Source organism: Neisseria sp. HMSC067H09 (genome assembly GCF_001814135.1).
Lineage (GTDB): Bacteria > Pseudomonadota > Gammaproteobacteria > Burkholderiales > Neisseriaceae > Neisseria.
The window spans coordinates 1-11,146 of the sequence record NZ_KV814865.1; the positions used below are offsets into that span (position 1 = coordinate 1).

At 52.8% G+C, this 11,146-nt stretch carries 10 protein-coding genes and 1 pseudogene; 4 read left to right on the forward strand and 7 right to left on the reverse strand.

What is annotated here, in order from left to right:
* Positions 1 to 39 precede the first annotated feature (39 nt).
* The 7 genes from HMPREF2954_RS02145 to HMPREF2954_RS02175 all read right to left on the reverse strand — a co-directional run bounded on the left by HMPREF2954_RS02145 (position 40) and on the right by HMPREF2954_RS02175 (position 7,926).
* Positions 40 to 1,377, reverse strand: coding sequence for a DUF3482 domain-containing protein (locus HMPREF2954_RS02145; protein ID WP_141755617.1), 1,338 nt, complete (start codon positions 1,375 to 1,377; stop codon positions 40 to 42).
* Positions 1,378 to 1,448: 71 nt separating this feature from the next.
* On the reverse strand, positions 1,449 to 2,789 hold the full coding sequence (locus HMPREF2954_RS02150) for a DUF2868 domain-containing protein (protein ID WP_045072294.1): 1,341 nt from the start codon (positions 2,787 to 2,789) through the stop codon (positions 1,449 to 1,451).
* A gap of 353 nt (positions 2,790 to 3,142) precedes the next feature.
* Positions 3,143 to 5,368, reverse strand: a complete 2,226-nt coding sequence (locus HMPREF2954_RS02155) for an NADP-dependent isocitrate dehydrogenase (RefSeq protein WP_045072293.1) — start codon at positions 5,366 to 5,368, stop codon at positions 3,143 to 3,145.
* A gap of 177 nt (positions 5,369 to 5,545) precedes the next feature.
* Positions 5,546 to 6,079, reverse strand: a complete 534-nt coding sequence (locus HMPREF2954_RS02160; protein WP_083313598.1) for a hypothetical protein — start codon at positions 6,077 to 6,079, stop codon at positions 5,546 to 5,548.
* Between the two features lie 391 nt (positions 6,080 to 6,470).
* Entirely contained in the window at positions 6,471 to 6,902 is a 432-nt protein-coding gene (gene nusB / locus HMPREF2954_RS02165; protein ID WP_003758641.1) for a transcription antitermination factor NusB, read from the reverse strand.
* Between the two features lie 145 nt (positions 6,903 to 7,047).
* Entirely contained in the window at positions 7,048 to 7,527 is a 480-nt protein-coding gene (ribH, locus tag HMPREF2954_RS02170) for a 6,7-dimethyl-8-ribityllumazine synthase (RefSeq protein ID WP_003744267.1), read from the reverse strand.
* A 75-nt stretch (positions 7,528 to 7,602) separates the two neighbouring features.
* The gene (locus tag HMPREF2954_RS02175; RefSeq protein ID WP_045072296.1) at positions 7,603 to 7,926 is read right to left on the reverse strand and encodes a DUF2185 domain-containing protein; all 324 of its coding nucleotides are present in this window, start codon (positions 7,924 to 7,926) and stop codon (positions 7,603 to 7,605) included.
* Positions 7,927 to 7,998: 72 nt separating this feature from the next.
* Between HMPREF2954_RS02175 and HMPREF2954_RS12825 the strand changes: the two are divergent.
* The 4 genes and pseudogenes from HMPREF2954_RS12825 to thrB form a co-directional block, all read left to right on the forward strand.
* A pseudogene (locus HMPREF2954_RS12825) lies at positions 7,999 to 8,136 on the forward strand (IS5/IS1182 family transposase); the annotation flags it as partial.
* Positions 8,137 to 8,302: 166 nt separating this feature from the next.
* Complete coding sequence (gene rnc / locus HMPREF2954_RS02180) at positions 8,303 to 9,022, forward strand: ribonuclease III (RefSeq protein WP_045072291.1); 720 nt, start codon at positions 8,303 to 8,305, stop codon at positions 9,020 to 9,022.
* A 175-nt stretch (positions 9,023 to 9,197) separates the two neighbouring features.
* Positions 9,198 to 10,124, forward strand: coding sequence for a GTPase Era (gene era / locus HMPREF2954_RS02185; protein ID WP_045072290.1), 927 nt, complete (start codon positions 9,198 to 9,200; stop codon positions 10,122 to 10,124).
* Between the two features lie 46 nt (positions 10,125 to 10,170).
* Positions 10,171 to 11,088, forward strand: coding sequence for a homoserine kinase (thrB, locus tag HMPREF2954_RS02190; RefSeq protein ID WP_045072289.1), 918 nt, complete (start codon positions 10,171 to 10,173; stop codon positions 11,086 to 11,088).
* Positions 11,089 to 11,146: the final 58 nt, after the last annotated feature.

The window sequence follows — 11,146 nt, forward strand, 5'->3', positions numbered from 1 at the left end:
AGTTGCACTTCAAATGCGAATCCGCCGACCTTTGATTTTTTATCCGCCCAATTTCTGGCTCAAACTTTCCGTATATTCCTCGCGTTCGGCGCGGCTGGTTTCGGGGAGGTGGGTGTTGAGGGACGACCATTTCCACCTGCTGCGCGCTTTGTTGAGTTCGGACGGGAGTTTGTCCGGCGTCCAGGGCGCTTTGCGGCTGTGCAACTCGACTTGCGATTGCGCCGCATGGCCGCGCGTTTGCAGGATGTGGAGCAAATCGAGGGCGCGGGCGGCGAGCAGGGTCAGGGTTTCGGGGTCGGTGTGCAGGGTTTGGCGGCCTGTGAGCTTGTCGGAAATGGTGCGGGTATTGGGCAGGATGCCGCCCAAAAAACCGCCGATTGCCGTACCCAATCCGAGCGAACCGCCAAGCGTGGCGATGTCCAGCCCCAAGCCGATGAGCGCGCCGGTTGCCGCGCCCGTGCCGGTACGGATGCCGTATTGTTTGAGCAACTCGCTGTCGAACGGATCTTGATGGAAGGCTTTGGGTACCCAGTCGCCGCCGTCGATTTCGCTGTGGTAGAAGCGGTAGAGGGCAAACAGCCGCTGCTGCATCTGTCGTTCGAGCTGGCGGATTTCTGCCTGCATGGTTTGCAGGACGGGCGCGGGGTCGTCGTTTTCGTCGATTTCCTGCGTGAAGGCTGCCACATCGAGCAGGAAACCTGCGATTTCGTGCCGCGCTTCTTTGTCCAGACGCGTCCATTCGCGGCGGCGGGAGGCGGTCAGGCGGTCGATGATGTCATGCTGCGGCAGCATGGTGGCGAGCTTGTTCCAGAGGTTCAATTCGCCTTCAAAGTCAAAGGCGACGGTGTCGAACCCTGCGAAAACGTGGAGATTGCGACGCGCCAACATGGTTGTCCACGCTTCGGGAAGCTGCCCGCCGGTAAAGTTGAACACGGGCATGACCGGTTTGGCGCACCATGAAAGGATGGTCAATTCGTCCCGATATTTGTCGAGGACGGGTTCGCGCGCGTCGATGACGTACAACGCCATGTCGCTTTGCAAAAGCTGCCGCAGCACTTTGGCTTCTTGGTTGAAATCGTGATGCGCGCCGTGGCTGTCGAGGAACTTTTGCAGCCGCTCGATGCCGTCGGCGCGGGCATCCGTATGGGTTTCCAGCCAATCCAAAACGCCGCCCGCGTCTTCGAGTCCGGGCGTATCGTACAGGTACAGCAGCGTGTCGGCGCCGTCGGTAATCGCGGCTTCTTCAACATGGCGCGTGGTGGACGGGGCGTTTTTGACTTCGCCGAACCCGCTGTCGCGCAACAGGGTGCGCAGGAGCGAGGTTTTGCCGGTATTGGTATGCCCGACGACGGCGAGGGAAAGGGGTTGGTTGTTCATCATATTTTGAAAGAATGGGTTTTCAGACGACCTTTTTCAGGATGGCGGCTTAACAAAACATTTCAAGTACGTTATTGGTTTTTCAGACGACCTTCCTGCGCCGCCTTGTCAGGTTCCAGCCATGCCACGTCGCACTCTGCCAGCGCATTGCGCCAGTGGTCCAATGTTTCGGACAGGTCGTCTGAAAGCACCCGTTCCGTCAAAAGCTGTACCACCGCCCCGCCCTGCGCCGCTTCCGAAAGCCGGACAATCTGCCGCAACACGCCGCGGTCGGGGACGGTTTCCGCGCGCACGCCGATGAGGAGCTGGGCGGGTTTCTGTTTCAATTCCGCTTCCAAAGCGGCAACCTCTTCACGATTCGCCGCCACGCCTTTATCCAGCCATTCCTGCGCCAGCCTGCCCGTAAACCATGTGCCTTCGTGCCATTCGGTTTCCAGCATGACTGCCCACTTGGGCGCGTCGTTTAAAGTGATTTTCGGAGAAACGGCGGACACGGTTTCCCGACGCGTATCCGCATCGACAATTTTGTTCTGCCAGCGGCGGATGACCGCCTGATAATAAGGCTTCTCCAAATCCAGCTTGCTTTGGCTTGTTTTTAAAAAGATTTTGCATACCGCCCAAGCCAACAGGCGCGGCAGGATGCCGTAGCAGGCTATGCTGCCGACCAACAAGCCCGACCACGCGCGCGCATCGGCGATGTTGCCGTTCAGACGACCTTCGACCACCGCCTGCGCGTCCGGCGCAGGGAAACCGAGTTTCGACGGCAGCCATGCCAGCATCTCCACCGCGCGTACTGAAGCGGCATTGCTCAACAGCGTGCTTTCCCAGTTGAACGTATATTGGCGCACCAAAAGCAGCAGCAATACCGACACCAGCATCCCGCTCAAGGTGCAAAGCCATAGACTGTGTGAAGTCGCGCCGGCGATCCAACGCGCCGAAGGCTGCCGCCATTCGTCCGCATACAGCCGGAACACCGCCTGATTGACAGGGTCTTTACCCCGAAACCACGTCGCGGGACTGCTGAAAAACCGCCCCACTTTCACGCGTAGGAACAACGTTGCCAACCATACCGCCAACATCAGCGTATTCATGCCCAACACGCCCGCCAAAATCAGGAAAAAATTCAGCCCTTGGCTGTCCATCAGAAGGTAAGTGCCGGAAAAGCCGCCGCTAAACATCATTGTCGCCGCCACGATCCACAGCCAAAACGACCCGGTCCGTACTTGTTCCAAGGTATGCCGAAGCCGGCGGTCTCTGTCTATCATCTCCGCGCGGCGGATGATTTTTCCTTCCACACCGCCCTCGACATGACGCAACGCCTCCGTCGCCTGCACGGGATCGCCGGCAAAAATATAGCCACCCTCTTCCAAAATACGGACAAGTTCGGCGAGTTTTCGGGATGGGTTCAACATAAAAAGGTCGTCTGAAAAGGATAGTGAAAACGCAAAGATTTTATCATAGCCCTTTTCATCCGTAGGCAGGATTCTTGAGTCCGGTTTTTATAGCAAATGGCAAGGCTCGTTTATTTTGAGCGCCTTTTCCGCCACCAGCCTCATTATTTCCACGTAAGCGGGGATTTATTGGAAACCCTAAGAAAGAGAGATTGGCAAAGCGTCGGTAAAATTCAAAACCAGTTTTTCAGCCGGCGTTGCAAGGACGAAAAATAAGAACTGTATAAAAGCTAAGTACCAAAAAGGTCGTCTGAAAACCTTTAAATACAGGTTTTCAGACGACCTTTCATGTTTACAGCTTTACCGTAATGCTTTTACAGCTTTGCCAATGCCTGATTGAACGTTTCGCTCGGGCGCATGGCTTGGGCGGCTTTTGCGGCGTCGGGGGCGTAGTAGCCGCCGATGTCGGCTGCTTTGCCTTGTGCGGCGGAAAGCTCGGCAACGATTTTCGCTTCGTCGGCGGTCAGGGTTTCCGCCAGCGGCGCAAACGCTGCTTTCAATTCCGCGTCTTTATCCTGCGCTGCCAACTCTTGCGCCCAGTAGAGGGTGAGGTAGAAATGGCTGCCGCGGTTGTCTAGTTCGCCTGCTTTGCGTTTGGGCGATTTGTCGTTCAACAGCAGTTTTTCGGTGGCTGCATCCAAAGTGTCGGCGAGGACTTGGGCTTTGGTGTTGCCGGTTTTTTGCGCCAGATGTTCAAACGATACGGCGAGTGCGAGGAACTCGCCTAAAGAGTCCCAGCGCAGGTGGTTTTCTTCGAGGAACTGTTGAACATGTTTCGGTGCGGAGCCGCCCGCGCCGGTTTCAAACATGCCGCCGCCGTTCATCAATGGAACGATGGACAGCATTTTCGCGCTGGTGCCGAGTTCCAAAATCGGGAACAGGTCGGTCAGATAATCGCGCAGGACGTTGCCGGTTACGGAAATGGTGTCTTCGCCGTTTTTCAGACGACCCAGGCTGAACTTGGCGGCTTCTTCGGGAGCGAGGACGCGGATGTCGAGGCCGTCGGTATCCAGTTCGGCAAGATAGGATTTGACTTTGGCAAGCAGGCTTTTATCGTGCGGACGGTTTTCGTCGAGCCAGAACACGGCGGGCGTGTTGCTCAGGCGGGCGCGGTTGACGGCGAGTTGTACCCAGTCTTTGACGGGAGCGTCTTTGGTTTGGCACATACGCCAGATGTCGCCTGCTTCAACGTCGTGCTGCATCAGGACTTTGCCTGCCGCATCAATGACTTGAACCTGACCGTCGGCTTCGATTTCGAAAGTTTTATTGTGCGAACCATATTCTTCGGCCGCCTGCGCCATCAGGCCGACGTTGGGTACTGTACCCATGGTTGTCGGATCGAACGCGCCGTGTTCGCGGCAGAAGTCGATGGTTGCTTGATAAACGCCTGCGTAGCTGCTGTCAGGAATCACGGCTTTGGTGTCTTGCGCTTTGCCGTCTTTGTCCCACATACGGCCGGAATTGCGGATCATCGCAGGCATGGAAGCATCGACGATAACATCGCTGGGGACGTGCAGGTTGGTAATGCCTTTGTCGGAATCGACCATCGCCAAATCAGGGTTGGCGGCGTAAACGGCGGCAATTTCGGCTTCGACGGCAGCGCGGGTGTCCGCATCCAGTTTGTCCAGATTGGCAAGCAGGTTGCCGAAGCCGTTGTTGACGTTGACGCCGGCGGCAGCCAGTTTGTCGCCGAATTTTTCAAAAACAGGCGCGAAGAACACTTTGACAGCGTGTCCGAAGATAATCGGGTCGGACACTTTCATCATGGTGGCTTTCATGTGCAGCGAGAACAAAACGCCTTTTGCCTTCGCGTCTTGCACTTGTTCGGCAAGGAAGGCGAGTAGGGCTTTTTTGCTCATCACGGTCGCGTCGATGATTTCGCCGGCTTTCAGGGCGACGGGCTCGCGCAGCTCTTTTTTGTTGCCTTGTTTGTCGGTGAACACGATGGATACGGAAGTCGCATCGGGTACGGTAACGGATTGTTCGTTATGGAAAAAGTCGCCGCTTTGCATGGTGGCAACGTGGGTTTTGGAATCTTTGGTCCATTCGCCCATGCTGTGCGGATTTTTTTTCGCAAAGTTTTTCACCGCTTTAGGCGCGCGGCGGTCGGAGTTGCCTTCGCGCAAAACGGGGTTGACCGCGCTGCCTTTGATACGGTCGTAACGTTCGCGCACGGCTTTTTCTTCATCGGTTTGAGGGTCGGCGGGATAGTCGGGGACGGCAAAGCCTTTTGCCTGCAATTCTTTAATCGCGGCGGTCAGTTGCGGTACGGACGCGCTGATGTTGGGCAGTTTGATCACGTTGGCGTCGGGCTGTTTCACCAGTTCGCCCAACTCGGCAAGCGCATCGGGTACGCGCTGCGCTTCGGTCAGATATTCGGGGAACGCCGCCAGAATGCGGCCGGACAGGGAAATATCGCTGGTTTTGACTTCGATACCGGCATGGCGGGTAAACGCCTGCACAATCGGCAGCAGGGATTGGGTCGCCAGCGCGGGGGCTTCGTCGGTATGGGTGTAGATAATGGTGGCTTTGCTAGTCATGGGATATTCTCTTGTAGGTTAGGTTTTTCTTTTCGAATGCGGCGCAAAAGCGCGCTGCGTGGCTATTATGGCATATTTCGGCAGGCTTGGGATATGGTTTTAATATGTTATCAATCAGTTTGCAAAAAGGTCGTCTGAAACGGCTTCGGTAGCGTTTTCAGACGACCTTTGGGGGGATTATAGGGAATATTTTTTCTTTAATGCACGGACGGCTTTCAATATTTCTGCATTGCTTTTCTTAACTCCTTCTTGAGCTTTATTTCGTTTTTCTAGAAAAGCCATGACATCCAATTGGTTTATTTCAGGTTTTTTTTCTCCTTTACCCATCAAGGTTTTTTGATGTTTTATCAAATATTCCAAAACATGACTTGCCAATATATTGATTTCGACCCTCCGGTTGACCACTGCTTTAATTTCAGGATCGCGGAAATCAGCATCCAAAAATCTTCCGGTAACTTTTTTCCACTCATCAGCCAGCTTTTTTGCAGCTTCAAAAAATTCTGGAGAATGTGTCGAATTTTCTCCGGCCCGGTTAAATTCATCTTGTGCCGTCATCAATTCCGAATGAGACTGTAAAACGATTTCGAAAAATTTAACCAAATCCGCCCGTCCGTATGGCGATTTCACATTTGAAATAGGGATTGGCTCCAGCAGTTTCGGGTTAGGCTCAGGAAAGTCGTTGATCATTTTGGCATACCCGGCGGGCAGCATGACCTTGCCTTTGGAAGACTGCACCGCAACGCGTTTTCCTGCAATGGGTTTGGCAGCGGCGCTTACGTTGACAGTTATAGTGGATTAACTTTAAACCAGTACGGCGTTGCCTCGCCTTGCCGTACTATCTGTACTGTCTGCGACTTCGTCGCCTTGTCCTGATTTAAATTTAATCCACTATAATGCGGATGCGGTCAGCAACACTGAAGCGAAGCGGATGAAAGCAGTCATAAAGCTCCTTAAATATTGCGTTGATAATCTGTTAGTCCGACGGTGGTAAAAAAGGTTTCTTATTTTCAGACGACCTTCGGGGGCGATGTAAACTCCCATGTCAAACAAAAAAAGCCGTCTGAAATTTTCAGACGGCCTTTTTCATGATTGCTCATTTAAATTATGCATTGCCGCGTTTCGGATCGTTCGGGCGCAGTTGGGCGGCGAGTTTGTCGAGGATGCCGTTGACGAATTTGTGTCCGTCAGTACCGCCAAAGGTTTTGGTCACTTCGATGGCTTCGTTGATGATGACGGGGTAGGGGGTTTCAGGCATTGCGCTCAATTCGTGGCATGCCATCAGCAGAACGGCGCGTTCGATGGGGCTGAGGTCTTTTTCGTCGCGGTCGAGCAGGGGGCGGATTTGCTGGATGTATTCGGCGGCGTGGGTGTGCGTGCCGAAGAAGAGTTTGTTGAACAGCTCTTCGTCTGCTTTGGCAAAGTCGGGCTGGTCTTGGATATTTTTGGCGATTTCGGGGGCGGCGGTGTTGTTGATGCCAGCTTGGTAGAGGGCTTGTACGGCTAACTCGCGGGCGCGGCGGCGTGGGGTTTTCATGGGGATTCCTTCGTTGGCGGCACGGTGGGTGCGGTAATGAATGTTTCAGACGACCTCTGTCGGATGACGGGTCGTCTGAAAACGGTTTGTCCGGCAGATGGTGCGAAACCGGAATGCGGCAAAGCTAAGGGTTTCGCGTTCGGGCTTATTCTTCTTCGTCGTCAAACTGCTCTTCAATCAGGCGGTTGACGAGGTTGGCGCACTCGACGGCGACTTTGGCGGCGTCGGCGGCTTTTTCTTCAATGCGCGCGACGGCTTGTTCGTCGTTTTCGGTGGTCAGGATGGCGTTGGCGATGGGGATGTTGTAGTCGAGTCCGACACGGGTTACGCCTGAACCGGATTCGTTGGAAACGAGTTCGAAGTGGTAGGTTTCGCCGCGGATGACGACGCCGATGGCAATCAGCGCGTCGTATTGCTCGGAGGCTGCCATGTTTTGCAGGACGAGCGGCACTTCGAGCGCGCCGGGTACGGTGGCGATGGTGATGTTGTTGTCGGCTACGCCCAATTCTTGCAGGGTGCGGCAGCAGACTTTGAGCATTTCGCTGCCGATTTCGTTGGTAAAGCGGGCTTGTACGATGCCGATGCGTAGGTGTGCGCCGTCGAGGTTCGGGGCGATGATGTTCATGGTGTTTCCTTGTATTTTGAGCGGTAAACGGGTTTTCAGACGACGTTTGACTTTTCTGAAAACGATATTGGGGATTTATTCCTGCGGCTGCCAGTCGGCAACGGCTTGAAACTCGCCGTCTTCGCCGATTTCCCATGCGCTGCCTTCGGGTTGGGTTATCAGCTCGGCGATGGCGGGATTGGACTGGGTAATTTCGGAAAGGCTGACGACGCTGAAATTGTCGGGATCGTCGGTGTATTCGTCGGTCTCGTCGCCGCTGAAGAAACGCCAGCCGCTGTCGTTTTCGAAAACGGGGGCTTCGCGGTAGAGGAAGCCGACGGGTTCGCCTTGTTTGGCTACCGTATTGGTCACGATGCAGCGGTCGAGGGCGGCTGAGAGGGCTTGGGCAAATTTATTCATTGCGGTGTGTGCATGCCGTAAAAATTGTGCGGATTTTATCATGATTAGGGCAGCCTCTGCACCGTGTATCTTTATAGTGGATTAACTTTAAATCAGGACAAGGCGACGAAGCCGCAGACAGTACAGATAGTACGGCAAGGCGAGGCAACGCCGTACTGGTTTAAAGTTAATCCACTATATATTTGCCGCTTATGGTTTGATGGTACAATGCTGGTCGTCTGAAACGCGCTGAACTGTGTTTCAGACGACTGTTGCAGCCCTAAAGTGTTTCCGTATTTGCATGAAGTGCCGAAACGCATTCGGGTTGGTTTGGGAGGCTGGATTTTCGCCGCCTCCCGCCCGATACGCCGAAGCAAGAAGAAAGACAAACGTCCTCATGAAAACAGATGTGTTAAAACAGCAGGCGCATGCCGCCATTCAGAATAAACTGGGTTACCATTTCAAAGATACCGCGCTTTTGCAGCAGGCGCTGACCCACCGCAGCTACCATGCGAAAAACAACGAGCGTTTCGAGTTCGTCGGCGATTCGATTTTGAACTACACCGTCGCCAAAATGTTGTTTGACGCGTTCCCCAAGCTGACCGAAGGCGAGTTGTCGCGTTTGCGCGCAAGCTTGGTCAATGAAGGCGTGTTGGCGGAAATCGCTTTGGAAATGAATGTCGGCGACGGGCTTTATTTGGGCGCGGGCGAGTTGAAAAGCGGCGGATTCAGACGACCCTCCATCCTTGCCGATGCTATGGAAGCGATGTTTGCCGCCGTCAGCTTTGATGCGGATTTCACCGAGGCGGAGAAAGTGGTGCGGCACTTGTTCGCCGAACGCGTCAAACGTGCCGATTTCAAAACGCAGGGCAAAGACAATAAAACCGCCCTTCAAGAAGCCCTCCAAGCCCGCCGACTTGCCCTGCCCAAATACCGCATCGAGGAACAAATCGGTCATGCCAACGATAGTATGTTCCTGATTTCATGCGACTTGGGCGAACTGGGCTTTATCTGCAAAGCACAGGGCGGCAGCCGCAAAGTTGCCGAGCAGCAAGCCGCCAAAGAAGCGCTGCAATGGCTCGAGCAACATCATCCTTTGAAAAAAGCGAAAAAATAGCCGATTTATTTTTCAGACGACCTAGGGTCTGACGACATTCAATAATTTCCATGTTTTTTTATCGCCAAAGCGGCATCTTCCGCTTTGCGAACAAAAATCCACTTGGACAATTAAATCTCGACAGCCCCTATGACAAGACAAAAAGGTCGTCTGAAACGTCAAACAGAAAGCCATCATGGACATCGAAACCTTCCTGCAAAACGAATCCAACCACCCCGCCGACTACCGCTGCGGCTTCGTCGCCATTGTCGGCCGCCCCAACGTCGGCAAATCCACGCTGATGAATCACCTCATCGGGCAAAAAATCAGCATTACCAGTAAAAAAGCCCAAACCACGCGCAACCGCGTTACCGGCATTTACACCGACGACACCGCCCAATTCGTTTTCGTCGATACCCCCGGCTTCCAAACCAAACACCGCAACGCCCTGAACGACCGCCTCAATCAAAACGTCACCGAAGCGTTGAGCGGCGTCGATGCCGTCGTTTTCGTCGTCGAAGCCATGCGCTTTACCGATGCCGACCGCATCGTGATGAAACAACTGCCGACAAACACGCCCGTCATCCTCGTCATCAACAAAATCGACAAAAACAAAGCGGGCAGCAGCGGTTTGCAGGAATTTATCGACCAAATCAGCGCAGAATTCAAATTTGCAGGACATGAAACCGTCAGCGCCAAACACGGATTGGGCATCGCCAACCTGCTCGCGCGCCTCAGACCTTACCTGCCCCAAAGCGTGCCGATGTATCCGGAAGAAATGGTGACCGACCGTTCCAGCCGTTTCCTCGCCACCGAAATCGTGCGCGAAAAACTGTTCCGCTACCTCGGCGAAGAGCTGCCCTACGCCATGAACGTGGAAATCGAACAATTCGAAGAAGAGGAAAACGGCCTCTACCGAATCTACATCGCCGTATTGGTCGATAAAGACAGCCAAAAAGCCATCTTAATCGGCAAAGGTGGGGAAAAACTGAAAAAAATCTCCACCGAAGCCCGCCTCGATATGGAAAAACTGTTTGATACTAAAGTGTTTTTAAAGGTTTGGGTCAAGGTCAAATCAGGCTGGGCGGACGACGTGCGCTTCCTCAGGGAATTGGGTTTGTAGGTCGTCTGAAAATACTGTAATTAATTGTTTACACTGGATTGAGTTTATGTCTGTCTATACTAATATTTCTGATGAGCAAATACGGGAGTTTTTGTCAGATTATGATCTGGGGGAATTTGTTTCCCTGCAAGGCATTGCACAGGGAATTACCAACAGTAATTACTTTTTGAATACTTCTAAAGGCAGCTATGTTTTAACTGTATTTGAAGTGTTGCGTCAGGATGAATTGCCATTTTTCTTAAATTTGAACAAGCATTTGAGTAGTAAAAGCGTAGCTTGTCCAAGTCCGATTGTACGAAAAGATGGAAAGCTGGATTCGGTATTGGCAGGTAAACCGGCTTGCGTTGTTACCAGATTAAATGGTGCGGATACCGCATGGGCGACCGAGGCGCAGTGTTTTAACACGGGAGCAATGTTGGCCAAAATGCATTTGGCGGTTCAAGATTTTCCCGAAAAAATGGAAAATCCCCGATATAACACATGGTGGAAGCAAGCTTATGAACAATTATTGCCACAGTTGAATGAGGCTGATGCCCAGTTGCTGGGTAAGGAAATTTCGGATTTGGAAAACAATCTCGGCGGTCATTTGCCATCCGGCATCATTCATGCCGATTTATTTAAAGACAACGTTTTGTTGGATGGGGAAAATGTGGCTGGGTTCATCGATTTCTATTATGCATGTAATGGAAATTTCATGTATGACTTGGCAATCGCAGTAAATGATTGGTCGAGAACTTCTGATAACAAGTTGGATGCGAAGTTATGCAAAGCGTTTATTGACGGTTATGAAAACATTCGTCCGCTATCTGATGCGGAGAAGGAATATTTTCCTGTGGCGCAGCGAGCTGGGTGCGTACGCTTTTGGGTGTCAAGACTGTTAGATTTTCACTTTCCCCAAGAGGGTGAAATGACTTTTATCAAAGATCCAAATGTTTTTAGGGATTTGTTGTTAAGTCTGAACTGAATTTGGATATGTTGTATTGATTTCAAAGGTCGTCTGAAATGGATTTCGGACGACCTTT